Source organism: Listeria grandensis (assembly GCF_014322885.1).
Taxonomy (GTDB): Bacteria; Bacillota; Bacilli; order Lactobacillales; family Listeriaceae; genus Listeria_A; species Listeria_A grandensis.
Window position 1 is genome coordinate 44,013 of sequence record NZ_JAASUG010000004.1, and the last position, 26,637, is coordinate 70,649.

Genomic DNA, 26,637 nt, shown 5'->3' on the forward strand with positions numbered 1-26,637 from the left:
AATCCTCTTTTTTCTAGTTCATATATAACAATAATAAAAATACCACATTCGCAATAGCCGTCAAAAATGGCCCCACTATTTTTAATGTATTTTTGATTCGAATACCAATAAACCCATCGAAAAATTGTACTAAAATCATCACCATGGCGACGGCATAAAGATACGTGTCAGCATGGTAGAAAAACGGTACAATTGCTACGATCAGAAGTGCTAAACTCCGTGAAATAGCATACATCGCGTTTAACACGCCATCATTCGTGGCAGTTCGATAAGCTGCTACTGAAAATCCAAAACTAACAGTAGCACTAATAAAAGTTCCAAACGCACAAAGATAATAAAGCATCATCCTATGGTTCCCAACTCCTTAATAAAACGTAAATGGATTCGTGTTTTGCTCGGATATAATAAGCTCAACCTCATAATTTTGCGCTTGCGTCGTCTCCTCGAATTGCTTTCGAAGGCTTGCTTTCATCACTTTTTCAATATAATGGCCAGCATCAATCGTCGGCAGATCAATCGCTAATAAATCATGTCCTGTATGGTAATAAATATCACCTGTAATATACACATCCGCGCCTGCCCGCTTTACATCATGGATGAATTTATTCCCATCGCCGCCAATAATAGCCACCTTGCGAACAGAACGATTGGTATTACCAATAACGCGCACATTCTCCATCGATAATTTCTCTTTTACTAATCCAATAAAGCCTTGAAGTTCCATAGCTTTCGGCAAATCACCGATTCTTCCAAGCCCCATAGCAGATTCTACATTTTCAATTGGATAAATATCGATCACTGGAACCTCATATGGATGCGATAATTTCACCGCCTTAATAATTCGATCCATTTGGGAATGTGGAAAAATAGCCTCTATCTTCACCTCTTGAACAGCCTCAAGATCTCCGGGTTTACCGATCGTTGGATTTGCTTCATCCCCTGGAAGAAAACGCCCCGTACCATCTACAGAAAATGTACATTCCGAGTACAGATCTGAAAATTTTCCAGCCCCGTTATTGACTAGTGCCAAGCGAATGGATTCCTCTGCAAAATCGGGTGTATATACTGCAATTTTGCTATAGCTTTCTTTGTATGTAGGCACAATTATTTCCGTATCCGTCAAGCCGAGTAGCTCACTTAATGCATCATTGACGCCACCATCAGCAATATCTAAATTTGTGTGTGCCGCATAAACGATAATATCATGCTTAATCAATTTTTTCACAATTCGTCCTTCTGGTGTCGAAAAATCGATTTTCTTTAGCGGTCTGAAAAGTAATGGATGATGTGCAATAATCATATCTACGCCTTTAGAGATTGCTTCATCGACCACATTCTCAAGCACGTCTAATGTAAACATGATCTTCCGTACTTTACGCGCCAAATCCCCAATCTGCAAACCAATGGGATCACCGTCCATAGCATATTTTTTCGGTGCAATACCTTCCAAAATCGCTACATATTCGTAACCATTCGCTACTTTCATCGTAACACATCCTCTATTATCTTTATTTTCATCGCTAACTCTACCAATTTCGCTTCATTCTTCGCATTACTAGCATCAATTTTGGCCTGAATTTCTTTCCAATTAGCCAATTCATGCTCCCATTTCGCTTGAAAAACAGCAGATTTTTCTTGTATCAAAAATGGTCCAAGCAAGCGTTCGCTATCTGAATAAGATACTTTCTGTTCACTCGGCTCCAAAACCAGGATTTCATAAATCTTATTATCTTCACGTAAAATGCTTTCCGAGACCAACTCCCATTGGTTCGCTTCTCCCCATTCACGCAGTTGATGTGCCGCAATATTTGGTTGCAATATCAGTTGTTTGACACCCGTTAGTTTGTTCGAGTCTGCTTCCAAAATGGAGCGAATCAACGCACCGCCCATGCCAGCAATGACAATTGTATCCACCCGATCTGCCATCTCGATAACCGCTAAACCATTTCCTTTACGGACCGCTATTTCCCCTGTCAATCCAAGGCTTCGGACTTGCTTTGTCGCTGATTGAAATGGACCATCCACAACTTCCCCCGCTATAGCAAACTCAATTTGACCTGTTTGAATCGCATGACAAGGTAAATAAGCATGGTCACTACCTATATCCGCAATCCGTGCACCTTTTGGTATATAAGAAACTACTTTTTCTAATCGTTCTGATAATTGTTGTTCGTTCAAAAAAACCATCCTTTGTAAAAAAGAGAGCGCGACTGTTACGCACTCTCCTCTGAAATTTTTATTCTAAGAAATCTTTAAGCTGTTTACTGCGACTCGGGTGCCTCAACTTACGTAACGCTTTTGCTTCGATTTGACGAATACGCTCGCGTGTGACACCAAATACACGACCAACTTCTTCAAGCGTGCGCGTACGACCATCATCTAGACCAAAGCGTAAACGAAGTACATTTTCTTCACGGTCTGTTAAAGTATCAAGGACATCTTCTAGTTGCTCTTTTAATAACTCATATGCCGCATGATCGGATGGCGACGTTGCTTCTTGATCTTCAATAAAGTCCCCTAGGTGTGAATCATCCTCTTCACCGATTGGCGTTTCCAAAGAAACTGGTTCTTGAGCAATTTTTAGAATCTCACGTACTTTCTCTGTTGGTAGATCCATTTCTTCACCAATCTCTTCTGGAGACGGGTCACGACCTAAATCTTGTAACAAGGAACGCTGCACACGAATTAATTTGTTGATCGTTTCAACCATGTGGACAGGGATACGAATGGTACGCGCTTGGTCGGCAATCGCTCGGGTAATTGCTTGGCGAATCCACCATGTTGCATACGTACTAAATTTGAACCCTTTGTTAAAATCAAATTTCTCAACAGCCTTCATGAGCCCCATATTACCTTCTTGAATTAAATCCAGGAACAGCATCCCGCGTCCAACGTAACGCTTAGCGATACTGACAACAAGACGTAAATTTGCTTCTGCCAAACGACCTTTTGCTTCTTCATCACCTTGCTCAATACGTTTGGCAAGCGCGATTTCTTCGTCAGCTGAGAGTAGATTGACACGACCGATTTCTTTCAAATACATCCGAACAGGGTCATTAATTTTGACACCTGGGGGTACACTCAAATCGTTTAAATCAATTTCTGCCGTCTCTTCTTTAATTAATTCAGCTTCATTCGGATCTGCGTCTTCCTCTTCGTCTGCCACCTCAATGGATAATTCCGTTAATAGCTCTAAAAAGTCATCCATTTGATCGCTATCTAAAGTAAATGGAGCTAGTTTTGCGGCAATCTCAGCGTACGTTAGAGACCCCTTCTTTTTGCCATCTACAATTAATAGTTCTTTTGCTTTGTCTAAATTTAAATCTTCTGGTTTCGATTCTTGCGGTTTTTTAGCCATAGTCTGCATGTCCTCCTTCCAAAATAACCGTCATAGGTCTTTACCTCTTTGTCCGGTTTTAAAACACCTGACCTGCGGACGAGCATAGCTCATCTCCGTCGTTAAAGTCTGCGTTCCAGTGCTCTTGTACATGAGTACACTCCGCTCCGGTACTCGACTTTGCCTAGGTTCTAAGCTATGCTCCTCCGCAGGCAGTTTCGTAGTACTTCCTTGCCTGGGGCGAGGTCGCTTTGTTTGGAAAATCCGTCGTTAAAGTCTGTGTTACGGTGCTCATGTACATAAGTACATTCCGCTCCGGTACTCGACTTTGCCTAGGGTCTAAGCTACGCTCGTCCGCAGGTAGTTTGGTAGTACTTTCTTGCCTGAGGCGAGGTCGCTTTGTTCGGAAAATCCGTCGTTAAAGTCTGTGTTACGGTACTCATGTACATAGGTACACTCCGCTTCGGTACTCGACTTTGCCTAGGTTCTAAGCCATGCTCGTCCGCAGGTAGTTTGGTGGGTACTTCTTTGTATGCGGGGTTGCTTCGTTTGAAAAAGGGTTTCATAAATGGAACCGTTGAACAAAAATGGTTTCTCCGCTTATTTTGACTGTATTTTGGGTACGCGTTTTTGTAGTGTAGTATGAATTAGGTGTTATTTTTTAGGTTTGCTCGCATTGTTGTGATCGTTCTGGCAAGTTCTAAAGCCAACGTCATCTCCCCTTGCTGCGAGGCTATCTGTAACTGTTGTTCTTTTTCTTTGATGTCGCGTTCAATGCTGGCTTTCTTTAGGCTAAAAACGTAATCTTGATATTCTTCTGTCGAGACGTCTGTATTTAAGATCATCATTTCCAGTTCGCTGACCAAATTCCGCGACATATCATCGGGAAGTTGATCCATTAAAACTAATGGGTTAGCGTCGTTTCCTGAGGCATAAAAACCAATGAGGTGGGTATATAAAGCCTTATAATTATCATGATAAAAGTCGATCTCCTGCTCCTGCATCATATTACGTATTTGGATAAAGGCATCACGATCTTCTACCATGTATTTCAACAGGCGTTTCTCAGAGGTCAGACCTGCAGATGGCGCTTGGCTCGGCGGCTGAAAACTAAATTCTTCATAAACCGGTCCACCGCCGCCATCAAACACTGGATAATCACCATATTCTTCTGGTGGAGGTCCGCCATAATCGCGCGGTTTCGCCTTTGATGTAGAGGCTACCGTTTGTTGCAATTGCTGTTTCATTGCATCCATCGACAACTCGAACTCAGAACCTAACTGTTTCAAATAAAGTTCGCGTTCCACCGCCTGATCTAATTTACCAATTTCAGCCAAAGCTTCACCGAGGTAAGCAATTTTTTCTGTCTCATTCTGAAGATTGCGGTTTCGTCTCAAAAATTGCAGTTTGAATGCTGTCCATGTCAACCGTTGATGCGCATAGACTTCCGCAAATTTCTCCACACCTTCCGAGCGAATAAAATCATCTGGATCTTTTCCATTTGGTAATTGCAAAACGAAGACTTCCAAACGATGTTGCTCTGCGAGTAATGTTCCGGCTTTAAAACTAGCCTCAATACCTGCTCGGTCACCATCGTAACAAATAATCGCCCGGTTTGTCACGCGTCGTATCATCTGCACATGTTCTTCTGTTAAAGACGTTCCCATCGAAGCGACACCATTGTTAAAATCTGCCGAAACGCTAGAAATAACATCCATGTATCCTTCTAGCAACAGGATTTCTTCTTTCTTACGAATTTCTTGTCGTGCATCAGAAAAATGGTATAAAATATTTCGCTTATTAAAAATGGGCGTTTCTGGGCTGTTTAAATATTTCGGACCGTCCTCTTGGTTAAAAAGGCGTCCCGAAAAACCGACTAATTGTCCGCGATCATTCTTAATCGGAAACATAATCCGATTACGGAACCGATCTACTATATTACCATCATCACGCTCCGTAAGCAACCCGCATTCTACAGCAAGTGGCAAGTCTACCTCTCGCTTTTGCAAAAATGTTGTCACCGTTGAAGCATGTGCCGGCGCAAATCCAATCTCGAAAAGATCCAATTCCTGTTCTGACATTCCCCGATCCAGCAAGTATTGTAACGCCTCTTGCCCTTCTTCGGTTTCCATCAATAAGTAATGGTATAGTTTACTCGTCAGCTGGTGAATCTCGATCATCTTGCCTTCTTGACTATCTGGTCGAACGCTTGCACTGCCATCTCCAGAAGAAATTTCAACATCCAGTGGAATGTGCGCCATATCGGCTACTTTCTTCACAGACTCTACAAAAGACAACCCATCAATCTGCATTAGGAATGAAAAAACATTGCCTCCCTTACCACATCCGAAACAATGGAAAATCTGCTTCTCCGGAGATACAGAAAAAGAGGGTGTTTTTTCGCCATGAAAAGGACAAAGCCCCGTGTAATTGCGCCCTTGCTTCTTCAGCTGGACATAGCTACCAACCACGTCCACGATATCTGCCTGAGAGCGTATCTCATCAATTTTTTCTTCTGGAATCCGTTGCATCTTTTAATATAACCTCGCTTCAATAAACGTATCCAGCCTCTGTAAAAAATTCTCGTTATCTTGAAAACTCATTGCTCGTGGACCTTTACTATACTTGCCTTGCCTGCGCTCTTTCGCATGTAAGTAGCGCATATCAAGCATCATCGCCATCTCACTCTCGCGGTACTCTTCCCCACGATTAGAGAACGCTGCGACATCCTTTGCAATCAGCATGCTTGCAAGCCCAATATCTTGCGTGACCACAATATCTCCGCTCTTTGCCAAATTAAGAATACGTATATCTGCAGACTCTTTATCTGTGTCCACAAAAATCCACTCCTCACCCGGCGGTAAGTTTATAGAAAAATGGTTATATGACGCAACAAAGGTTAGAGAAAGATCGTACTTCTTCGCAAGCTTCCGCAATTCATCTTTCACCGGGCAGGCATCCGCATCAATAAATAACTTCATTTATCTCCTACCTCCTCACATCCGAGAACAAAAGCAGTTCACATACAAAAATATATTATAGGCGATTAAAACGCAAAACTCTAACGTTTTAATCGCTATAATATATATATTCGCCATAAAACCTGTTTTTCCTTCTATAATTCTAAATTTTCATCAACAATTTCTCCGATATGCATTAAAATATCATTTGCTGTCTCTTCAATCGCTTTATTAGTCACATCTAACACATAACAACCAAGCTTATTCGTTAATTTCGTAAAGATTTCCAATTCCTCATCGATCCGGTCATGGCTCGCGTAATTTCCCACACCACTAAGTCCAATCGAAGCCAGACGTTTTTCACGAATTTGGTTTAATTTTTCCTTGCTAATTTTCAGGCCGATGATTTTATTTGGATCAATTTCAAATAGCTCGTCCGGAACTTGTGCTTCAGGGACGATCGGTACATTGGCCACTTTTAATCCTTTTAGCGCCAAATATTGCGACAGTGGCGTTTTCGATGTTCTAGAAATACCTATCAGCACGTAGTCGGCTTGCAATAAACCGCGCGGATTCCGCCCATCATCGTTTTCCACGGCAAACTCAATTGCTGCCACTTTGCGGAAGTAGGCTTCATCAAGCGATCGCACCATTCCTGGTTCTGAAAGCGGCTTAATTTGATAAGTCTCCTCCAGCTGAGCTAAAAGCGGCCCGAATATGTCAATGATTGGAACGCCAAAACTTTTCGCCGTTTTATTTAATTCATTGCGAACTTCCTCGACAACGATCGTGTGGACGATGATGCCGTTGTTTACCGCGACTAAATCCACAATCTCCTCGATCATATCCGGTGTATCCACATGGTGGAACCGATGAATGAACTGCGGACTTTTACCAAATTGCATTAAAGCTGCTCGGGTTACTAGTTCTGCGGTTTCTCCCGTTGAATCTGAAACGACATATACTGCTGGTTGTGTCATAAGTAATAGCTCCTTTAACTCCAAAAATTTCTTATGCTTATTTCACGTTTATTTCTTCAATTTGGGCAAATTCCTTAATAAAACTCGCAAGTTCAAACAATAATGCCAGACGATTATTGCGAACCGCCTCATCGTCACTCATGACTAATGTATTATCAAAATAAGCATCAATCGCTGTACGCAAGGCAGCAAAAGCTCGTAATCTATCCACGATGACCAATGTCGGATAATCTTGTTTCAACTTCTGAACGGCATCAAATAATTGCTGCTCTGACTCATTTTCAAAAAGAGCTGGATCAATCGTCACATCGCCTTGATGCTTTTTAGAAATATTGACAACACGTGCAAGAGCTTCCATTGTTGGACGGAACCACTCGGCATCGCGATTTTTGTTGAGTAGCTCCGCGCGCTCGATAAGCTCCGGAACAATATTGCTACCAGCGCTCACCACCGCATCGATAATATCATGACGAATTTGTTGATCAGAAAGAATAGCCCGTAAGCGATTTTGCAAGAATAATTCTACCTGTTCGAAAACTTCTTCAGTTGGAATGGTGTTCAGGCCTTCTGCTCGCTCGATTTCTATCGTATCCGCTAATACGCTAAGCAGTCGAATATCCCAGTTTTTCGCTTGAATAATGCGCATAATTCCCAGTGCGCTACGGCGTAAACTAAATGGATCCGCAGAACCGGTCGGCACGATATTCACACAGAAAAATCCAGTCAACGTTTCTAGTTTATCCGCAACTGCTAGAAGTGCTCCGATATCGCTTTGTGGTAGTTCGCCATCCGCTGATGTTGGCATATAATGCTCTCGAATCGCCGTTGCTACTTCTGCACCTTCGCCTTGTAAAAGCGCATATTTTTCACCCATAATACCTTGTAATTCAGGAAATTCACCGACTAAATTCGTCACTAAATCAAATTTATAAATATCCGCAGCACGCGCTATTTTCACTTTTTGCGCCTCTGTCATTTGTAGTTGTTCCGCAATGATTAGCGCTACTTTTTTCACCCGAATCATTTTTTCCGTTAACGTGCCTAGTTTTTCGTGGAAAACAATATTTCCAAGCTTAGCTACCGCCTCATCAATCGTAATTTTTAAATCTTCCTGGTAGAAGAAATCTCCATCAGATAAGCGCGCTCGCAACACTTTTTCATTTCCTTTTGCAACGGTTTCAAGATGTTCGTGATTTCCGTTACGGACAGTAATAAAATATGGCCGCAAGTTGCCAGCCTCGTCAACCACTGGGAAATAACGCTGATGCTCCTTCATCGTCGTAACCAGCACTTCCTCAGGCAATTTCAAGTACGCCTCATCAAAAGTACCATGCAGTACGGTCGGATACTCCACCAAATTCGTTACTTCTTCCAACAGGTCCTCATCGATTGGAATCGTCCAATTTTGCATGCCTTCGATCTCTTTGATTTGGCTTACAATCGCGGCTTTCCGTTTCGTTGCATCTGCAACAACAAACTGGCTGAGCAAAGTCTCTTCATAATCAGCAGGGCTTGCAATCAAAGCCGAGCCACCAAGAAAGCGATGCCCGCGCGTTTCGTTGGATGTCGACACATTCGTTATTTCAAACGGAATTACGCTATCTCCAAACAGTGCAATCAGCCATTTAATTGGACGAATATATTTCATATCATAGTCAGCCCAGTGCATACTAACTGGAAAAGTCATCGAAGTAATGATTTGGCGCATCTCTGGCAATAAATCTATCGTTGCCGCACCTTTCACTTCTTTCGTTAAATAAATATATTCTACGCCGTTGATTTCGCGGAATTCGAGCGTTTCAGGATCAACACCTTGCCCTCTTGCAAAACCTTGCGCCGCTTTGGACCAATTGCCATCTGCATCCTTCGCGATTTTTTTCGCCGGGCCTTTTGACTCTTCCACACGATCTGCTTGTTTTTCAGCTAACGCTTTCACAATAACCGATAAACGGCGCGGGCTCGAATAAACTTCCGTTGCTTTATATTCCAAATCATTTTCTGCAAGCCATTTTTCAATCCGTTCTTGTAGTTGCTTCACAGACGCAGTAATGTATTTCGCTGGCATTTCTTCTAAACCAATCTCTAATAGAAAATCTTTACTCATGATCTGCGCCCTCCTTTTTTTTCAGCAGTGGGAATCCCAGTTTTTCACGCTCATTGTAGAATGTCTTGGCAATGCGACGCGCCAAATTACGAATTCTAGCGATATACTGCGCGCGTTCCGTCACAGACACGACGCCTTTTGCATCCAATAAGTTAAACGTGTGCGAACATTTCAACACATAATCATACGCCGGAAAAACAAGCCCTTCCTCCATTTGGCGACCTGCTTCACGCTCGTACGTATCAAAAAGAGACAACAACATATCACCACTTGACGTTTCAAAGGCATACTTCGAGTTCTCATATTCCGCTTGATAGAAAATATCACGATATGAAATCCCTTCTGTCCATTCCAAATCAAACACGTTTTCTTTTTCCTGAATATACGAAGCCAAGCGCTCTAAACCATACGTGATTTCCGAAGTCACTGGTGAACATTCGAGTCCACCAACTTGCTGGAAATACGTGAATTGTGTGATCTCCATCCCATCAAGCCAAACTTCCCAACCAAGCCCTGCGCAACCGAGCGATGGATTTTCCCAGTTATCCTCAACAAAGCGAATATCATGCTCTAACGCGTTAATACCAAGCTTTTCAAGTGATCCTAAATATAGCTCTTGAATGTTATCCGGTGACGGTTTCATCACAACTTGAAATTGGTGATGCTGGAATAACCGGTTTGGATTTTCCCCATATCGGCCATCAGCAGGACGACGCGAAGGCTCCACATAACCCGCTTTCCACGGTTCAGGGCCAATCGCCTTTAAAAAGGTATACGGGCTCATCGTCCCCGCACCTTTTTCCACATCGTACGACTGCAACATAATACAACCTTGCTCGGACCAGTAATCTTGCAGCGTTCGAATCATCGTTTGTAAATTCATTCAATCCACCTCCATAAAATTAGGCATATAAAAACCCTCGTCTCTATGCCTCCTAAAAAAGAAAACATAGGGACGAGAGTCTTACTCACGCGGTTCCACCCTATTTGGATAGAGCATACCCGATGTAAATCGGCGGCAAACTCACATACCACCAATTCTGTTCGATCTGTGTAAAGCAACTTCTACCGCTTACCCATTTTTAATACAAAACAGGCTTAGCGTTGCTTTACAGTTTACGAAAGGGCATTCTCAAATCCCACCTTGATTTCGATCGTGCTCAGGAAGGCCTTCTTAAAAAGATTTACGCTCGGCTTGCACCATCTCCGAACTCGCTTAGAAAAGAGCTTTTTAATACTAGTTTTCCGTCATCACACCTACTCGATTATATCTTAAAATTTACCTCATTTTCACGCAAAAGTCAATCGCCATCTTCTTTCTCTGGCTTGTTTTTCAATAGTTCATCCCAGTTTTTCATATTGTTGAGGAACTTCTTGCTTTTCAAATAGAGACCCGAATACTGTTCATAATACGTGTCAATCGCGCGCTGTACCTCTTCTTTCGTCTCCTGCTTCACGTTTATATTTCCCAGTCGATCCAATTGGAAAATATAAAATAGACGCAGTAGCTTCACTGATTTTTCCGTCATATGAAGCCGGTATTTATCTCGTTCAAAACAGCGGTGGCAAACAATCCCATTCGCATACGCCGAAAAATCAAAACGCCCCTCTGTTTGGCCACAAATCGCACACCGATCCATCGTCGGATATAACCCCAACACCGAGAGCATCTTCATCTCAAAAATCTGCGTCAAAACCTGCGGATCATACCCTTCATCAATATGATGGATAATTTGATAAAACAAGTTGTAAAGCGGACCATTGGCTTGCTGTTCCTCTGTCGCCTTATCGAGCAACTCGCACGCATATGTCGCATACGCTGTTAGAAAAATATCCGTCTGAATCGATGCAAAAGAGGTTATCGCTTCACCTTGCTGCAACGTGCCCAACCCACGATTTGGATAAAACGTGAAAACACCATTTGTGAATAACTGAGTCACTGCAGCCAGTCTGCTCTTCGTTTTTTTTGCCCCACGAGCGACCAGACCGATTTTGCCGTATTCTCTAGAATAGATGACCACGATTTTATCAGATTCACGGTAATTAGTCGTTCGAATGACAATTCCTTCACATTTTTCCATCTCGTTTCACTCCTTAACCTCCATTATACAACACCATTTTGAAAAAAAGATAAATTTTCGTTTATTTAATGCCATGACTATTGTACAATGGTGATAAGAACTAAAAAAGGGAGCGTTTTTACATGATAACAGCAATGATTTTATTTGTATGTTTTTTCTTATTCTTATGCTTAGCTGGTTTGATTGTCGGTATCATATTACTAATCGTTAGGAAAAATAAGTTACCCGGAGCAATTATGACCTCTGCTTCGATGTTTCTAGGTATTATTTTTAGCGGTGTTTTAGTGAGTGGTCTTATTTTTGGCGGTGTTGCCTCCGATGTCTCCGTGGATCGTTCGATGATGCATGATAATTTAATGGACGGCTCCACATATGACGACACTGGTGGTGAAGATGAGCCTTATGACGAGTACGATAATGATGACGAAGGCGACTATGACTATTTTTCCGATGATTATACCCAGTATAAAGTAGGCCAAGTTGCTGAATTCGAAGATAACGTTTGGGTCAATGTAACGAAAATCGAAAAATGGGCAGGCGACAAAGAATTAAATAGCCCCATGGCTGGATACTATGTGAAAGCAACAGTGACTATTGAGAATAAAGGAGTACGATCTGTCACCTATTATGCCGATGACTTCTTAATTTATGATAAAGATGGGCTGGAAGGCGACAATGCCTATAAAGAAGATTGGCGCGCGATTGTAAAACCTGCCACTAAGGTAACGAAAACCGTTTACTTTGACGTTTATGGGGATGGTCCGTTTCATATAGCACTCTATGACGTATCATGGAGCGGCGCAGCGAAATAAATACAATAGAACGCAAAAACAGAACTGACTTGTTTGGAGTTAGTTCTGTTTTTGCGTTCTATGATTAATACTCGTCGTGATCAAATCCATAATCATGAAGATAATGTTCCTTATCACGCCAGCCTTTTTGAACCTTTACCCAGATTTCTAAGTAAACTTTTGATCCTAGCAAAAGCTCGATTTCTTTACGCGCACGCATCCCGATTTGTTTTAACATTTGACCTTGTTTTCCGATTAAAATACCTTTTTGCGTACTGCGTTCAACAATAATTTGAGCCATGATGTGCAGTTTTTGCGTCTCTGGATTAGTTTCAATACCCTCAATCACAACTGCAACCGAATGTGGAACCTCTTCGTGTGTAAATTTCAATACTTGCTCACGAATCAATTCGCCAATGATAAACCGTTCTGGGTGATCGGTAATCTGATCTTCCGGATAGTACATCGGTCCTTCTTGTAAATGCTTTGTCGTTTCTTCAAGCAGTGTCGAAACATTATTTCCTTGAAGCGCCGAAATCGGAACAATCTCCTCAAAATCAAGCATCTCGCTATATGTTGCAATTAAATCCAACAATGCTTCTGGTTGCACCAAATCAATTTTATTAATCAATAGAAAAATAGGTGTTTCCTCTACTCTTTTCAACTTCTCAATAATAAATTCATCACCGCGACCAAATCCTGCTTCTGCATCAATCACAAAAAAGATCATATCAACTTCACGGAACGTATTAAGCGCGATTTTGACCATGAAATCGCCTAATTTATGCTTTGGTTTGTGAATCCCTGGTGTATCGATGAATACAACTTGTGCTTCATTTGTCGTATAAACACCCTGGATTTTATTGCGTGTTGTTTGGGCTTTATCACTCATAATCGCGATTTTTTGCCCAATAATTTGATTTAACAATGTCGATTTACCAACATTTGGACGGCCGACAATCGCCACGAAACCTGATTTGAAAACATCACTCATTTATTTAAATCCCCCGGTGTAAAGGCGCCTGGAAGCAATTCGGAAACGGTAACTTCCGCGATATCACCTTTCATATTTGTTAAAACTACTGGCATTTCGGGTGCACAAAACTCGCTAATGACTTGACGGCACGCGCCACATGGAGCCACTGGTCCTTCTGTATCCGCCACAATGACCAATTTCTTGAAATCGTGTTTTCCTTCTGAAACAGCTTTAAAAATCGCCGTTCTCTCAGCACAATTCGTCAGACCATAGGAAGCATTTTCGATATTACAACCCAGCACAACTTCGTCTTCTGTCGTTACCAAAGCCGCGCCAACTTTAAATTTAGAATAAGGCACGTAGGCGTTTTCGCGCGCCTGCTTTGCCAAGTCAATTAAATTATTTTCTTTCATCAAAAAAAGCTCCTTTTAAAATAATTTTGGTATGAAAATAAACAGTCCTACTACTGCCGAGCAAATAGAGGCTAGTAAAACTGCGCCAGCCGCCACATCTTTTGCTTTCTTCGCGTAAGGATGAAAGTCTTCTGTCGCCACGTCTACCGCGCGCTCGATCGCCGTATTAATCATTTCAAACGTCAACACATTAAAAATCGAGAAGATCAGAAATAACCATTCCATTTTCGTCACTTTAAAAAAAACGCCACAGATAATCACAATCATTCCAGCAGTAATATGGACACGCATGTGGCGCTCTTCCAAAATCGCTGTTTTAACACCTGTCACGGCATGGATAAATGATTTTCGAAAGCGCCGATTGCTCGTTGCCTTCACTCTATCTTTCGAGTCCATAAGCATTCAACACTTCTCTTTGTAATGAAAACATCTCGTCTTCATCCTCGGGTTCGATATGATCATAGCCTAGAAGGTGTAGGAGGCCATGTAACGCTAAGAAGCCTAGTTCGCGATCGAATCCATGCCCGTACTCGTTCGCCTGCTCTAGCGCGCGCTCTGTGGAAATAACAATATCTCCAAGAATTCGCGGTGCTTCCATATCTTCTTCCCACACAATTTCAGTTTCATCTTCACCCATTTCTTCTAAGGCAAACGAAATCACGTCTGTCGGCTGGTCTTTATCACGATATTCGCGGTTAATCTCTTGAATCCGCGCGTTATCCACAAACGTTACCACTAATTCGCTGTCGTTTTGAATCTCTAATTTTTGGGCGGCGAACTGCAGCAAATCCTCGACTAAATCCAGTGCATCAGGGGCTAATTCTTCTGTTTCGTCTATCATATCAAGCTCTAAAGTCATTGTCTTCCTCCTTGCTTATCATCAGGATATTGAATGCGTTGATGATAAATCCCATTGAGCGTTGCACATAGCGTCGCTCGCACAATCTCTATTTCTTGAAACGTAATATCACATTCGACAAACTGTTTATCCTGCATGCGATCCTCAATAATACTGTCCACGATCGCCTTAATCTTCTCTTTTGTTGGTGCATCACAAGCTCTCACCGCTGCTTCTACACTATCTGAGATATTAATAATCGCAATCTCCCGTGTATGCGGCTTCGGACCAGGATAGCGAAAATCCGCTTCTATGACATCTGGATTTTTTTCCTTCGCCTTATAGTAAAAATATTTCACAAGCGTGGTCCCGTGATGCTCTAGCGCAATGTCAATGATTGGTTGAGGGAAATGATTATCACGCAAAATGGCCGCACCATCCGTCGTATGCGCAATAATAATATCGCGACTCTGCTCTGGCGTCAATCGATCATGCGGATTAATTCCGTGTAACTGATTCTCCACAAAATAGGGTGGTCGTAATGTTTTACCAATATCATGATAAAAACAGCCAACTCGAACGAGTAAACTATTTCCGCCAATTGCATCCGCACAAGCCTCCGCCAGATTGGCAACCATCAAGCTATGGTGATACGTTCCTGGTGCTTTCATCATAATTTTCTTCAACAATGGATGATTCGGATTAGCGAGTTCCACCAAACGACTCGTCGTAAGCATCCCAAACATTGTTTCAAACAATGGAATCATACCAATGCCAAGTACAAAGGAGCCGATCCCACCTAGAAAAGCATACCCAACCGGCGCCCAAAACGCAAGCGTGAGTAGCCCTGCATTACTGATGAGTAACAGCAAGAAGACAAACGCCATGTTCGCGAGTCCAACAATAAAGCCTGCCAATAAAATTGCAGAACGTCGGCTATAATCACGCAACACCACAATACTTGCGAGCCCACTAAGCAAAATAAAAGTGGAAACAGTAACATTGACGGCCGCCGTAGCATCCCCTTGAAAAACGAAGAAACTCGTGACCGATGTAAAAATCGTGATCATAAACGCAAACTTCTCATTCAGTAATATTTTAATAATCATCGGGCCAAATGCCGCGGGAAATAAGAAGGAAATATTACTAATATCCACGCCTTCTAAAAAGCGGATAATCATCAACATCAGCAAAATCCCGATGTAAACGGAAGAGAAGACAAGCGCATATTGATTTTTCTTTTGCCGATCTAGCGACTTCTGCTTATTTGTGAAAAAATATAGCATCGTGCCAAGCGATAACAATAAAAGTGCGAATCCAGCATACTGTTTAATTGGCATTTTTTGATCCAACAGGTGAAGTAGTGCCAACTGTCGATAAATTTCTCGATCAATAATCTGCCCTTCCTGCACAATAACTTGTCCTTGTAATATTTTCACAGGAATTACATTAGCCGCTGCTTCCTTACGCCTATCGTCTGTTTGCGCCGCACTGTACACTTCATTTGGAACAATCGCATAAGATAGTATGGCCTTCGCAACCCCCTTATAATTCGCAGGTATGCTAGAAAGCTCGATCGTGTCGCGCGCACTTACCTTTACATCCGTCATATTATCTTTACGAACGCTTTGATCCATCGCCACTTCAAGCGCACCGGTGACTTCTCTTTCAACGGCTTGCAAATCTTTCGCATTCATTTGAAGCAACGTTGTCAACATAGCGCTGTTCACGCCGTCCATAATATTTTCCGATACGTCTTTAGAAAGCTTTTCTTTTAAAGAGGCCAACTTTTGATCAAGAGATGTCGACCTTGGCAGTGGTTTATCGGCATCTTCCGCCGCTTTCTTCGCTTTCGCATCATTTTCTGCTGCCGCTTGATTGACCTCAGCCACGTAGGCAAACAGCGATCTAACAAGCGATTCCCGATTTTGTGCCGTTTCTCGGTTGAAAACATACACATCATCAACATCTGTTGCCGCTTTTGTCTGTTCTTCTGTCGTTTTCTGCGTATCTTCAATCGTTTGCGGCGAACGAATCGTCTTTTCAGCCACTTCAAATAACTTTACATTGTAGGATTCCGGCTTGACCATCTGGCAAATAAGTACGAAGGCAATGATGAAAAAGCAAATCAGAATGACTGGAGTTACATACTTTTTCCCCGTTTTGTAATACCAAGCCGTCCATTTTTTCGTATACTTCATATGTGCCCCCTTTGATCAAGATTTTTGAAACACCAATTACTTCAACTTACCTTCATAAGCTTTAATAATCTCGGCAACAAGCGGATGACGAACCACATCAAAATGCTCAAAATACACAAAACCAATATTTTTAACATCTCGGAGTACGGTTTCCGCATTCACAAGTCCACTCGTAGCCCCCTTTGGCAAATCGATCTGAGTCGTATCACCATTTACAATCATCTTGGATTCAAAACCGAGCCGCGTCAAAAACATTTTCATCTGCGCAACCGTCGTATTTTGTGCCTCATCCAAAATGACAAAAGCATTATCGAGCGTTCGCCCGCGCATATAAGCAAGCGGCGCAATTTCAATCACACCGCGATCCATCAACCGCGTTGTATGCTCCACACCAAAAATATCATAAAGCGCGTCGTATACAGGTCGCAAGTAAGGATCTACCTTCTCTTTCAAATCCCCTGGTAAAAAGCCAAGGCTTTCTCCAGCCTCTACCGCCGGACGTGTCAAAATAATTTTGTTCACAGTTCCCTTCTTCCAAGCAGCCACAGCCTTCACGACAGCTAGGTAAGTCTTCCCCGTTCCCGCAGGACCTATCCCAAAAACAACATCATATTTATCGATCGTACGAACATATTTACGCTGTCCAAATGTTTTCGGCCGAATCATTTTACCTTTTGCATTTACCGTAATTTCCTCATCATAGAGACTTGAAAAATAAGCTACAGTACCGTTTTGTTCCATTTTTATTGCTTGGGTTACATCGCGCTCATCGACATGAATTCCCTTTAATATCACGCTGATTAGCGCTTCCAAAACCGCTGCTCCGTGCGCTTCATTTACTTCTAATCCTTGCAAAGTAATCGATTCCCCGCGAGTGATGATTTGTAATTCGAACGCTTCTTCAATTAAGTTTATATGTGCATCGTTATTTCCAAACAGTTCCCTAGCATCAAATCCCTCTGCTAGAGCAATCTTTCTATTCTCGTGATCTGTTGGCATCCAAATAACCCCTTCACTCTAAAATTAACTTCGTGTGACTACATTATACACGAAAGCGCGTGATTTTGGTATTATTCGGCGTGTCTATGTAAATGAATCTTACTCTGTCGTTTACTCTACTCTTTTAAATGATTCACCGCTCACCTTATTCGCACTTATACTCGAGTATAATGGAACCATTCCAGCAAAAAAAGAGCCAGTTTCCCAGCTCTTTTGATTTTGTTTATGAAAGATATTGTTTCACGAATTTGTTTACTGCGTTTCCGTCTGCTTTACCTTTTACTTTCGGCATTACAGCGGTCATCACCTTACCAAAATCGGCTGGAGATGTTGCACCAACTTCTTCGATCGTAACTTTTACAATTTCAGCGATTTCTTCCTCGGAAAGTTGCTTCGGCAAATAGCTCTCCACAATCACGATTTCCTCTTGTAACTTCTCAACAAGGTCAGAGCGATCTGCCTTCTCAAATTCGTTCAAAGAGTCGCGACGTTGTTTCATTTCACGGGAAAGAATAGTCACTTCGTCGTCAGGAGATATATCATCTGTACCTAGACGAATGGCTTCATTTTGCAAAGCCGCTTTCAACATGCGGATAACGGAAAGTTTATCTTTCTCTTTCGCGCGCATCGCTTGTTTCATATCCTCATTCAGTTGGTCAAGGAGACTCATGCTTTATTTCGTCCCTTCGATTAGAATTTGCGTTTTCTTGCTGCTTCTGATTTCTTTTTACGTTTTACGCTTGGTTTTTCATAAAATTCGCGCTTTCTAACTTCTTGCATTGTACCTGTTTTGGAAACAGTACGTTTAAAGCGACGAAGAGCATCTTCAAGCGATTCGTTTTTACGAACTACTGTTTTTGACATCTCTCTTTCCCTCCCTCCGACACTTAAATGGACAAGGATGTCCTAAGCTATTTGAACACCTCGCACAAGACTAGCCTGTGAATGAGTCCAAAGTAATGCACATACTATTTGCATTCACTCACTAGAAATTATAAACCAAACGGCTAGGCGAGTCAATATGCAATCGTTAACTTTTGCTGATTTATTTTCGAAAGATGCTAACAATCTACTTCCCTTTTACCCATTTTTGGAAAGTTCAAACGCATACGAAGCCGCTCCTAAAAAATAAAGTGGCGCCGTTTCTGTACGCAAGATACGAGGTCCTAGCCCCACTTGCACGGCTTGATGTGCTGCTAATTTATCCACCTCATCCGTTGCAAAACCACCTTCCGGACCGAAAATCGCGAGCACAGATTCTCCAGGCTTCACCTTGCCAAAAAGTGTGGCTAATGCGGATCTCTCACCCGATTTGGCACTCTCTTCATAGGCAACAACGACGTGATCGTAATTCGCAATTTCCTCTACCAGCGCTTGAAACGACTCTAAATGTCGGAAATGCGGGACAAAATGACGATGTGATTGTTCAGCAGCTTCTAACGCAATTTTGTCTAAGCGCTCTACTTTTTTCTTCGCTTTTTTACCGTCCCACTTGGAAATAGAACGTTTTGCCGGGAAAGATAAAAATTGCTTTGCACCAAGTTCTGTCCCTTTTTGAGTAATCCATTCTAACTTATCACCTTTAGGCAAACCACTCGCGATGGTGATAGCGATAGGAAGCTCAGAAGACTCGTTCTTCCATGTTAAGACGGTTAAGCGTATAAAATCTTCACCTAGCTCTTTAATACTAGCAATCGCCGTACGTTCGTCTGGAGTGACAAGATATACTTGATCCTCCAGTTTCATTCGCATAACCCGAACAATATGATGAAAATTATCTCCCGTTATTATCGCGGTATCATCCTTGATTTCATCAATAAAATATCGTTGCATCTTTATTCACCTCGCTTGGCGTAAATAGCTACCCAATCTGTTATTTGTTCCACATGATATACCGTTAAACCTGCTTCAATCAATGCTTCCGTCACAATTTCACGTTTCGGTTCAATAATACCAGACGCAATAAAAATTCCATTCGGTTTTAGCGCTGCATGCACATCTTTTGGAAACAGTAAAATGACTTCTGCTAAAATATTGGCTACAATGATATCCGCCTTTTGATCAATACCTTTTAATAAATCATTTTGCTGGATAGTGACGATGTCTTCACAATGGTTCTGCGCGATATTTTCGCGAGCCGCACGAACAGCCACCTCATCAAGATCCGTAGCCAAAACACTTTTCGCCCCAAGTTTTGCACTAGCAATACTCAAAACGCCGGAACCTGTACCGACATCAATGATTTCATCGCCAGGCTTCACGATTTTCTCGAGCGCTTGTACGCAGAGTTGTGTCGTCGGGTGCGTCCCTGTTCCAAATGCCATACCCGGATCGAGCTCAATAATCATTTCATCCGCATTTTCCGGCGTGTAGTCCTCCCAAGTCGGAACAACGGTAATTCGATCCGTAATTTTAACCGGATGATAGTATTTTTTCCAAGCTGTTGCCCATTCTTCATCATTGACCTCATTTACCTGAAAAGTAAGGTCTCCAAGCGGTATATCAAACTGGGCCAAACCGCGGATACGAGCCTCGATCTGTGGAACCCTCTCTAAAAAATCGTCCGTCGTTAAAAAGTAAGCCTTGATAATCACGCCTTCTGCTGGATAATCGGCAGCTTGCAAATCATAAATTTCACCGAAACGATCCTCATGCTCGCGTGTCAAATCTGCGGAATCCTCAATGGAAACCCCGCTGGCTCCTGAATCATTTAATGCATATGTAATTGGCTCTACCGCCTCGTTTACAGAGCGAATCTCAATCTCTGACCATTTCATTTTGAACGCCTCATTTCTAAGTTAAAAGGCTCGGCATTACTGAATACGCAATATCCGAGCCTTCTTATCTATTTATTCACCTTTAAAAGCTTTTTTCATCTTATCGAAGAAACCTTCGCTGTTTTCGTCTACTTTATCACCTGTCGTTGTCGCAAATTCACGTAAAATGTCTTTTTGCTTCTCATCCAGTTTTTTCGGAACGATCACTTTGACGATGACGTGTTGATCACCAGTTCCGTTACCGCGAAGATGCGGAACACCTTTGTTGCGTAAGCGGAAAGTCGTACCAGTTTGCGTACCAGCAGGGATTTTCAGTCGAATTTTGCCATGAACGGTTGGGACATCGATTTCATCGCCGAGTGCGGCTTGAACGAACGTCAGTGGAACCTCCACATAAATATCGCTTCCTTCGCGTTCAAAGAATTCATCATGTGCCACGACGAAGACAACGTAAAGATCACCGTTTGGTCCGCCGTTAACGCCACCTTCACCTTCGCCAGCAACGCGCATTTGTTGCCCATCATCCACACCAGCAGGCACTTTTAGTTTGATTTTCTTCTTCTTCGTTACCCGACCAGAACCATGACATGTATCACATTTTTCTTTGATCTCTTTCCCAGTACCGTTACAATATTGGCAAGTCCGTTTGTTGACGATTCTACCAAATGGCGTGTTTTGCTCGACGTTCACCGAACCTTTTCCGCCACAGTGCGAACATTTTTCAGGATGTGTGCCTGGTTTCGCACCACTTCCGTCACACGTATCACAGCTTTCTTCCCGTGGCACTTCAATCTCCACTTCTTTACCAAAAATCGCTTCTTTGAATTTCAAACGCATCGTGTACTGCATGTCACTCCCTTGACGAGGTGCATTCGGGTCTTGCCGAGAGGAACCACCACCGCCAAAGAATGTATCAAAAATATCTTCAAATCCACCGAAACCTTGACCGCCAAAGCCGCCGCCTCCGTATGAACCGCCACCACCAAATCCTTGGTTCGGGTCAACATGTCCATATTGGTCATACTGTGCGCGCTTAGATGCGTCACTTAAAACTTCGTATGCTTCGGATATTTCTTTAAATTTCTCATCAGCGCCAGCTTCTTTGTTAATATCTGGATGGTATTGCTTCGATAGCTTACGATAAGCTTTTTTTATCTCATCTGCCGAGGCGCCTTTGGAAACGCCAAGCACTTCATAATAATCACGTTTTGCCATTTTTTGCGTCTCACTCCTTGTCCTTCTCGTATTTCTCTTAACGTATTGTAACATATGTTTTAGCGAAGTAAAACAATGATTTCCTAAAAAAATCGGGAAAAAGCCAAAGCCAGTTAGACTTTGACTCTTCATCCCCACTATTTCTTAATACTTATTTTTTCTCTGCGTCGTCATCTTTTACTTCTTCAAACTCAGCGTCTACAACATCGTCGTTTGCAGCAGCTTCAGGATTTTCACCTTGTGCTGCTTGTTGTTCTGCCGCTGCTTGCTCGTACAACTTAACAGATAGCGCTTGGACAATCTCGTTTAACGCATCTGTTTTCTCTTTGATTACGTCGAAATCTTCGCCTTTAAGGGCTTCAGACAATTCATCACGAGCCGCTTCTGCTTTCTTCACTTCTTCTTCGTCTACTTTGCCTTCTAATTCTTTCAATGTTTTATCAACAGTGAACACTAATTGATCGGCGTTGTTACGAAGTTCTGCGTTTTCTTTGTTTTTCTTATCTTCTTCTGCATTTAATTCTGCGTCTTTCACCATTTTTTCAATCTCTTCGTCTGTTAAACCTGAAGAAGATTTGATCACGATATTTTGCTCTTTACCAGTTCCAAGGTCTTTCGCACGAACTGTTACGATACCGTTTTTATCGATGTCAAAAGAAACTTCGATTTGCGGGATACCGCGTGGTGCTGGTGGTAAATCTGTTAATTGGAAGCGACCAAGTGTTTTGTTATCTTTCGACATTGGGCGCTCACCTTGCAATACATGAATGTCTACTGCTGGTTGATTGTCAGCTGCTGTCGAGAATGTTTGTGATTTCGATGTCGGAATCGTTGTGTTACGTTCGATAAGTGGAGTCATTACGCCACCCATTGTTTCAATGCCTAGAGAAAGTGGTGTTACATCTAGAAGTACAACGTCTTTCACGTCACCCGTGATGACGCCACCTTGAATCGCCGCACCCATCGCTACAACTTCATCTGGATTTACACCTTTATGCGGCTCTTTGCCTAGTTCTTTTTTGATTGCTTCTTGTACTGCTGGAATACGAGTCGAACCACCAACAAGGATAACTTCATCAATATCGCTTGCAGAAAGCCCAGCATCTTTAAGCGCTTGGCGTGTCGGTGCAATCGTACGGTCTACTAAATCATGTGTTAATTCGTCAAATTTAGCGCGAGTAAGCGTTACTTCTAAGTGAAGTGGGCCAGCTTCTCCAGCCGTAATAAATGGTAGGGAAATTTGCGTGCTAGTCACACCAGAAAGATCTTTTTTCGCTTTTTCAGCAGCATCTTTCAAGCGTTGTAATGCCATTTTGTCTTTAGAAAGGTCAATGCCATTATCGCGTTTGAATTCAGCGACTAGGAAATCAATAATTTTTTGGTCAAAGTCGTCCCCACCAAGCAAGTTATCGCCGGCTGTTGAATGAACTTCGAATACGCCATCGCCAAGTTCTAGAATAGATACGTCAAAAGTACCGCCACCTAAGTCGAAAACAAGGATTGTTTGGTCTTTATCGATTTTGTCCATACCGTAAGCAAGTGCTGCTGCAGTAGGCTCGTTGATAATACGCTCTACTTCAAGACCTGCGATTTTACCAGCATCTTTTGTTGCTTGGCGTTGTGCATCATTGAAATATGCTGGAACTGTGATAACCGCTTTGTCTACTGTTTCACCAAGGTAGTCTTCCGCGTAACCTTTTAAGTATTGCAAAATAATTGCGCTGATTTCTTGTGGGGAATAGTCTTTACCTTCTACCGTTTCCTTGTAATCTGTACCCATGTGGCGTTTGATTGATGCTACCGTATTAGGGTTTGTGATCGCCGCACGTTTCGCAACTTCCCCAACTTGACGTTCACCGTTTTTGAAGCCGACAACAGATGGTGTTGTGCGTGCGCCTTCTGGATTTGGTATAATTTTTGCTTCTCCGCCTTCTAATACTGCCACTGCAGAGTTTGTAGTTCCTAAGTCAATACCGATAATTTTACTCATAATTTAATTTCCTCCTATTGTTACCAACTGCTTATATGCAACTGGATTCTTGTTTTATTGGTTTACTTTTACCATCGATGGACGGATGACACGGTCTTTCAACTTGTATCCTTTTTGTAATTCCATCGTGATTTCATTGCTTTCTTTTGTTTCATCACTATCTTGCATGACCGCTTGATGGACGTTCGGGTCAAATTGCTCGCCGAGTGCTGGGATTTCTTCCAAGCCTTCTTTTTCAAGTGCTGTCATGATTTGACCATAGACCATCTTCATACCCGTCAAGAGTGCCTCCATTTGTTCCGAGTCACTTTGCGTGTCCAGTGCTTTTTGGAAACCATCCAGCGCTGGCAAAAGTTCTTCCGCGATACTTTGCGAACGATATTTCTGATTCGCCGTACGCTCCGCGATGTTACGTTTTTTCACATTTTCAAAATCAGCCTGGAGTCTCAAGTAACGATCCTCAGATGCTTCTAATTTTTCTTCCAACTCAAGCAAACGATTCTCATCTTTGTTTTCGACTTCTTCATTGTGAGCTTCCATCTCTTCTTCCACGACACTAAGTTCCTCTGCCGCTTCTTTTTCGATTTCTTGCGCTACTTTTTCTTTTTTGTTCTTTTGTTCAGACACGTTTGTCACCTCTTCTATTTTTGATTATCATGATAAAGCCTTGTTAACACCGTTGTTAAATCCCGACTTACTAGGTCAACTAAGCCCATCATGCGGTCGTATTCCATCCGTGTCGGGCCTAGGAGGACGATGCCTCCTACATGTTCATTGGCAATGCTGTACGTCGCAGTAATAATGCTGCAATCGTCCATCAAATGGTTATTTATCTCCGTACCAATTTTAACATGAAGGCCTTGAGGTATGTCAGAAAAGAGCTGGTAAACATCTTTTTCCTGATCCATCAACCGTAGCAATTCTCGTACCTTGGCAAAATCGTGAAATTCTGGCTGGTTCAAAATATTAGTTTTCCCGCCAAAATACACTTTTTCCTTACTGATTTGTTGGAACGAATCCTTCAAAATCGAAAGCATTAACTCATGATTTACCACGTTGCTTCGCAGTAAATCGGACACTTCTGCTGGAATCATCGAATTCATTTGATCAATCGGGAGCCCAACTAAGCGCTCATTTAAAATGTTGACGACTCGCTCCATATCACTCGGTGTCATCGTTTCTGGAATTGTTACCACGTGGTTGTCAATATGACCTTGATCAGTAATCAGAATTAACATCGCTTGATTTCTGTTGATTGGTACAAATCGGAAACCACTCAATCGATTCTGCTTTGACGCAGGACCGAGTAAAATCGATGTATAATTCGTTAAATCAGATAACATCAAGGCTGACTTTTGAATAAGCTGCTCCATTTCAAAGTAAGTCTCTGAAAAAAGCGATTGAACAGACATAATATCCTGCTTCTTCAACTTCTGTGGCTCAAGTAAATAATCCACGTAAAAACGATAACCTTTCTCAGATGGGATACGTCCTGATGAAGAATGCGTCTTTTCAATAAATCCATATTCTTCTAGCACACTCATCTCATTACGGATCGTCGCTGAGCTAAACGGTAAATTATTCTCCTTCAGCAAATTCTTAGATCCAACTGGTTGCACAGTCTCGATGAAATGGTCGATAATGGCACGAAAGATCAACAATTGCCTCTCGGTTAACATATCTATCACCTCTTTTTAGCACTCGATAGGTTTAAGTGCTAAATACAATTATAAATTTACCACTCCGATTGTCTGCTGTCAACAAAAAACACTCGATTTCAGACTAAAGTAGTAATTAGCCGAAACCAAGCGCAACTATAAAAATTCTTGAAAAACGTTATTGCCCAAAAAGCGCCCTCTTCTCGTGAGTCGCACACTTTCTTGCGTCGATTCTAGCCACCCTTTTGTGATCGTTTTATCGATGGCATGTGCAAATGTTGTATCTAATGACTGACCAAATTTCGTTTGAAAATGCGCCTTATCCACTCCAGCGACTTTTCGCAAGCCGAGAAACATCTCCTCTTCCATCTTTTCTTTCAAGGTTAACTCTTTTTGTTGAAAGATCGGTAATTCGTTATTTTGTAGCGGTTGCATGTATTTTTTCAATGGGCCGTAGTTCGCATAGCGATTTTCGCCCACATAGCCATGCGCCCCAGCACCGAAACCATAGTAGTGCTCGTTGCTCCAATAAACGATATTGTGCTTGCTTTCAAAGCCCGGTTTCGCAAAATTACTGATTTCATACTGCTTGCGACCATGCTTTTCCATCGTGTTCATCAATGTTTCATACATATTCGCCTCCGCATCCTCACCAGGGAGGAGGAGCTTTCCTTTTTGCATCAAGTTGTAGAAAATTGTCTTCGGCTCGATGATGAGCGAATACGCCGAGTAATGCGGTAAATCCAGAGCAAGCGCCTTCGTTAATGTGTCATCGAAATCCGCCTCTGTCTGACCAGGCAAACTAAAAATAAGATCAATACTGACATTCTCGAAACCTACCTGCTTAGCGTTATTCACCGACTGGTAAACATCATCGACTGTGTGGATGCGCCCAATCTTCTTGAGCAATACATTATTAAAACTCTGAACCCCCATGCTAAGCCGATTCACACCATGGTCTTTCATGACTTGCAACTTGCTTAGGGAAAGATCTCCTGGATTCGCTTCAAAACTAAACTCCGCCCCTTCCACGATTGGAAAAATCCGCAAAATAGCAGAACAAAGCTTAGCTAACTGCGCCTCGGTAAGCGTCGTCGGTGTTCCTCCCCCCACAAAAACAGTCTCCACAGGGTCCATCGATTGCTTGTCAGTCACCATTTCCATCTCTTTAATCAATAAATCAACATATTCATCGACTGGTTGCCCCTCTAAAAAAACCTTATTGAAGTCACAATAATAACAAATATGTTCGCAAAAAGGGATGTGGATATATACGGCAGTCATTTTTATACACTCTTTTCTTTAAGGAGAAAAAGC

Annotated in this window: 26 protein-coding genes; 1 reads left to right on the forward strand and 25 read right to left on the reverse strand. The window is 42.3% G+C overall.

Translation table 11 applies throughout. The features are described 5' to 3' along the window. Positions 1-13: 13 nt before the first annotated feature. The 10 genes from HCJ54_RS06750 to recO all read right to left on the reverse strand — a co-directional run bounded on the left by HCJ54_RS06750 (position 14) and on the right by recO (position 11,462). Positions 14-346: a hypothetical protein gene (locus tag HCJ54_RS06750; RefSeq protein WP_244966913.1), complete on the reverse strand. Its 333-nt coding sequence runs from the start codon at positions 344-346 to the stop codon at positions 14-16. Between the two features lie 18 nt (positions 347-364). Then, on the reverse strand, positions 365-1,486 hold the full coding sequence (locus HCJ54_RS06755; RefSeq protein WP_187137100.1) for a Nif3-like dinuclear metal center hexameric protein: 1,122 nt from the start codon (positions 1,484-1,486) through the stop codon (positions 365-367). Then, positions 1,483-2,178, reverse strand: coding sequence for a tRNA (adenine(22)-N(1))-methyltransferase (locus HCJ54_RS06760; protein ID WP_187137101.1), 696 nt, complete (start codon positions 2,176-2,178; stop codon positions 1,483-1,485). The genes HCJ54_RS06755 and HCJ54_RS06760 overlap by 4 nt, the downstream gene beginning before the upstream one ends. A 58-nt stretch (positions 2,179-2,236) precedes the next feature. After that, the gene (rpoD, locus tag HCJ54_RS06765; protein ID WP_036065096.1) at positions 2,237-3,358 is read right to left on the reverse strand and encodes an RNA polymerase sigma factor RpoD; all 1,122 of its coding nucleotides are present in this window, start codon (positions 3,356-3,358) and stop codon (positions 2,237-2,239) included. 626 nt (positions 3,359-3,984) lie between these two features. Beyond that, positions 3,985-5,868: a DNA primase gene (gene dnaG, locus HCJ54_RS06770; protein WP_187137102.1), complete on the reverse strand. Its 1,884-nt coding sequence runs from the start codon at positions 5,866-5,868 to the stop codon at positions 3,985-3,987. 3 nt (positions 5,869-5,871) lie between these two features. Continuing rightward, entirely contained in the window at positions 5,872-6,318 is a 447-nt protein-coding gene (locus HCJ54_RS06775; RefSeq protein ID WP_187137103.1) for a YaiI/YqxD family protein, read from the reverse strand. Positions 6,319-6,452: 134 nt separating this feature from the next. Further along, positions 6,453-7,277 (reverse strand): pyruvate, water dikinase regulatory protein, encoded by an 825-nt coding sequence (locus tag HCJ54_RS06780; RefSeq protein ID WP_036065101.1) that lies wholly within the window; start codon positions 7,275-7,277, stop codon positions 6,453-6,455. A gap of 37 nt (positions 7,278-7,314) precedes the next feature. Beyond that, entirely contained in the window at positions 7,315-9,381 is a 2,067-nt protein-coding gene (gene glyS, locus HCJ54_RS06785) for a glycine--tRNA ligase subunit beta (RefSeq protein WP_187137104.1), read from the reverse strand. Further along, positions 9,374-10,264 (reverse strand): glycine--tRNA ligase subunit alpha, encoded by an 891-nt coding sequence (glyQ, locus tag HCJ54_RS06790; RefSeq protein ID WP_036065103.1) that lies wholly within the window; start codon positions 10,262-10,264, stop codon positions 9,374-9,376. The genes glyS and glyQ overlap by 8 nt, the downstream gene beginning before the upstream one ends. A gap of 418 nt (positions 10,265-10,682) precedes the next feature. Further along, positions 10,683-11,462: a DNA repair protein RecO gene (gene recO, locus HCJ54_RS06795; RefSeq protein ID WP_185409104.1), complete on the reverse strand. Its 780-nt coding sequence runs from the start codon at positions 11,460-11,462 to the stop codon at positions 10,683-10,685. A 122-nt stretch (positions 11,463-11,584) separates the two neighbouring features. On the opposite strand from recO, the gene HCJ54_RS06800 reads away from it, so the two are divergent. Next, positions 11,585-12,274 carry a DUF4352 domain-containing protein gene (locus HCJ54_RS06800; protein WP_187137105.1) on the forward strand — a complete coding sequence of 230 codons (690 nt, stop codon included), beginning with the start codon at positions 11,585-11,587 and terminating at the stop codon, positions 12,272-12,274. Between the two features lie 64 nt (positions 12,275-12,338). On the opposite strand, the gene era is transcribed toward HCJ54_RS06800, so the two are convergent. From era to hemW, 15 genes are all read right to left on the reverse strand, one after another. Then, a complete protein-coding gene (gene era / locus HCJ54_RS06805; protein ID WP_187137106.1) occupies positions 12,339-13,247 on the reverse strand; it encodes a GTPase Era in 909 nt (302 codons plus the stop codon). Then, on the reverse strand, positions 13,244-13,642 hold the full coding sequence (locus HCJ54_RS06810; RefSeq protein ID WP_187137107.1) for a cytidine deaminase: 399 nt from the start codon (positions 13,640-13,642) through the stop codon (positions 13,244-13,246). The genes era and HCJ54_RS06810 overlap by 4 nt, the downstream gene beginning before the upstream one ends. A gap of 15 nt (positions 13,643-13,657) precedes the next feature. Next, on the reverse strand, positions 13,658-14,044 hold the full coding sequence (locus HCJ54_RS06815; RefSeq protein ID WP_187137108.1) for a diacylglycerol kinase family protein: 387 nt from the start codon (positions 14,042-14,044) through the stop codon (positions 13,658-13,660). Then, positions 14,022-14,501, reverse strand: a complete 480-nt coding sequence (ybeY, locus tag HCJ54_RS06820; RefSeq protein WP_185525234.1) for an rRNA maturation RNase YbeY — start codon at positions 14,499-14,501, stop codon at positions 14,022-14,024. Before ybeY ends, HCJ54_RS06815 begins: the two co-directional genes overlap by 23 nt. Continuing rightward, a complete protein-coding gene (locus HCJ54_RS06825) occupies positions 14,498-16,681 on the reverse strand; it encodes an HD family phosphohydrolase (protein WP_187137109.1) in 2,184 nt (727 codons plus the stop codon). The genes ybeY and HCJ54_RS06825 overlap by 4 nt, the downstream gene beginning before the upstream one ends. Before the next feature lie 36 nt (positions 16,682-16,717). Next, positions 16,718-17,680 carry a PhoH family protein gene (locus HCJ54_RS06830; protein ID WP_185409111.1) on the reverse strand — a complete coding sequence of 321 codons (963 nt, stop codon included), beginning with the start codon at positions 17,678-17,680 and terminating at the stop codon, positions 16,718-16,720. A 223-nt stretch (positions 17,681-17,903) separates the two neighbouring features. Continuing rightward, entirely contained in the window at positions 17,904-18,350 is a 447-nt protein-coding gene (locus HCJ54_RS06835; protein WP_036065113.1) for a GatB/YqeY domain-containing protein, read from the reverse strand. 20 nt (positions 18,351-18,370) lie between these two features. Then, the gene (rpsU, locus tag HCJ54_RS06840) at positions 18,371-18,544 is read right to left on the reverse strand and encodes a 30S ribosomal protein S21 (RefSeq protein ID WP_036061859.1); all 174 of its coding nucleotides are present in this window, start codon (positions 18,542-18,544) and stop codon (positions 18,371-18,373) included. A gap of 216 nt (positions 18,545-18,760) precedes the next feature. Beyond that, positions 18,761-19,513 (reverse strand): 16S rRNA (uracil(1498)-N(3))-methyltransferase, encoded by a 753-nt coding sequence (locus HCJ54_RS06845; RefSeq protein WP_187137110.1) that lies wholly within the window; start codon positions 19,511-19,513, stop codon positions 18,761-18,763. Between the two features lie 2 nt (positions 19,514-19,515). Further along, complete coding sequence (prmA, locus tag HCJ54_RS06850; protein WP_187137111.1) at positions 19,516-20,457, reverse strand: 50S ribosomal protein L11 methyltransferase; 942 nt, start codon at positions 20,455-20,457, stop codon at positions 19,516-19,518. Positions 20,458-20,529: 72 nt separating this feature from the next. Further along, a complete protein-coding gene (dnaJ, locus tag HCJ54_RS06855) occupies positions 20,530-21,672 on the reverse strand; it encodes a molecular chaperone DnaJ (RefSeq protein ID WP_187137112.1) in 1,143 nt (380 codons plus the stop codon). Between the two features lie 151 nt (positions 21,673-21,823). After that, positions 21,824-23,662 (reverse strand): molecular chaperone DnaK, encoded by a 1,839-nt coding sequence (dnaK, locus tag HCJ54_RS06860; RefSeq protein WP_187137113.1) that lies wholly within the window; start codon positions 23,660-23,662, stop codon positions 21,824-21,826. A 54-nt stretch (positions 23,663-23,716) separates the two neighbouring features. Then, positions 23,717-24,289, reverse strand: coding sequence for a nucleotide exchange factor GrpE (gene grpE, locus HCJ54_RS06865; RefSeq protein ID WP_187137114.1), 573 nt, complete (start codon positions 24,287-24,289; stop codon positions 23,717-23,719). Positions 24,290-24,303: 14 nt separating this feature from the next. Continuing rightward, positions 24,304-25,341 carry a heat-inducible transcriptional repressor HrcA gene (gene hrcA, locus HCJ54_RS06870; protein ID WP_036065124.1) on the reverse strand — a complete coding sequence of 346 codons (1,038 nt, stop codon included), beginning with the start codon at positions 25,339-25,341 and terminating at the stop codon, positions 24,304-24,306. A 135-nt stretch (positions 25,342-25,476) separates the two neighbouring features. Beyond that, positions 25,477-26,604, reverse strand: a complete 1,128-nt coding sequence (gene hemW, locus HCJ54_RS06875) for a radical SAM family heme chaperone HemW (protein ID WP_187137115.1) — start codon at positions 26,602-26,604, stop codon at positions 25,477-25,479. Positions 26,605-26,637: the final 33 nt, after the last annotated feature.

Bases quoted from the DNA above. Each gene is read 5' to 3' on its own strand.
- ybeY (WP_185525234.1), bottom strand. From the start codon at position 14,501: ATGACTTTAGAGCTTGATATGATAGACGAAACAGAAGAATTAGCCCCT.
- rpsU (WP_036061859.1), bottom strand. From the start codon at position 18,544: ATGTCAAAAACAGTAGTTCGTAAAAACGAATCGCTTGAAGATGCTCTT.
- hrcA (WP_036065124.1), bottom strand. From the start codon at position 25,341: ATGTTAACCGAGAGGCAATTGTTGATCTTTCGTGCCATTATCGACCAT.
- HCJ54_RS06810 (WP_187137107.1), bottom strand. From the start codon at position 13,642: ATGAAAGAAAATAATTTAATTGACTTGGCAAAGCAGGCGCGCGAAAAC.
- HCJ54_RS06800 (WP_187137105.1), top strand. From the start codon at position 11,585: ATGATAACAGCAATGATTTTATTTGTATGTTTTTTCTTATTCTTATGC.
- HCJ54_RS06815 (WP_187137108.1), bottom strand. From the start codon at position 14,044: ATGCTTATGGACTCGAAAGATAGAGTGAAGGCAACGAGCAATCGGCGC.
- dnaJ (WP_187137112.1), bottom strand. From the start codon at position 21,672: ATGGCAAAACGTGATTATTATGAAGTGCTTGGCGTTTCCAAAGGCGCC.
- glyQ (WP_036065103.1), bottom strand. From the start codon at position 10,264: ATGAATTTACAAACGATGATTCGAACGCTGCAAGATTACTGGTCCGAG.
- HCJ54_RS06835 (WP_036065113.1), bottom strand. From the start codon at position 18,350: ATGAGTCTCCTTGACCAACTGAATGAGGATATGAAACAAGCGATGCGC.
- dnaK (WP_187137113.1), bottom strand. From the start codon at position 23,662: ATGAGTAAAATTATCGGTATTGACTTAGGAACTACAAACTCTGCAGTG.
- HCJ54_RS06825 (WP_187137109.1), bottom strand. From the start codon at position 16,681: ATGAAGTATACGAAAAAATGGACGGCTTGGTATTACAAAACGGGGAAA.
- HCJ54_RS06775 (WP_187137103.1), bottom strand. From the start codon at position 6,318: ATGAAGTTATTTATTGATGCGGATGCCTGCCCGGTGAAAGATGAATTG.
- rpoD (WP_036065096.1), bottom strand. From the start codon at position 3,358: ATGGCTAAAAAACCGCAAGAATCGAAACCAGAAGATTTAAATTTAGAC.
- dnaG (WP_187137102.1), bottom strand. From the start codon at position 5,868: ATGCAACGGATTCCAGAAGAAAAAATTGATGAGATACGCTCTCAGGCA.
- HCJ54_RS06845 (WP_187137110.1), bottom strand. From the start codon at position 19,513: ATGCAACGATATTTTATTGATGAAATCAAGGATGATACCGCGATAATA.
- HCJ54_RS06780 (WP_036065101.1), bottom strand. From the start codon at position 7,277: ATGACACAACCAGCAGTATATGTCGTTTCAGATTCAACGGGAGAAACC.
- HCJ54_RS06755 (WP_187137100.1), bottom strand. From the start codon at position 1,486: ATGAAAGTAGCGAATGGTTACGAATATGTAGCGATTTTGGAAGGTATT.
- glyS (WP_187137104.1), bottom strand. From the start codon at position 9,381: ATGAGTAAAGATTTTCTATTAGAGATTGGTTTAGAAGAAATGCCAGCG.
- HCJ54_RS06830 (WP_185409111.1), bottom strand. From the start codon at position 17,680: ATGCCAACAGATCACGAGAATAGAAAGATTGCTCTAGCAGAGGGATTT.
- era (WP_187137106.1), bottom strand. From the start codon at position 13,247: ATGAGTGATGTTTTCAAATCAGGTTTCGTGGCGATTGTCGGCCGTCCA.
- HCJ54_RS06750 (WP_244966913.1), bottom strand. From the start codon at position 346: ATGATGCTTTATTATCTTTGTGCGTTTGGAACTTTTATTAGTGCTACT.
- hemW (WP_187137115.1), bottom strand. From the start codon at position 26,604: ATGACTGCCGTATATATCCACATCCCTTTTTGCGAACATATTTGTTAT.
- prmA (WP_187137111.1), bottom strand. From the start codon at position 20,457: ATGAAATGGTCAGAGATTGAGATTCGCTCTGTAAACGAGGCGGTAGAG.
- recO (WP_185409104.1), bottom strand. From the start codon at position 11,462: ATGGAAAAATGTGAAGGAATTGTCATTCGAACGACTAATTACCGTGAA.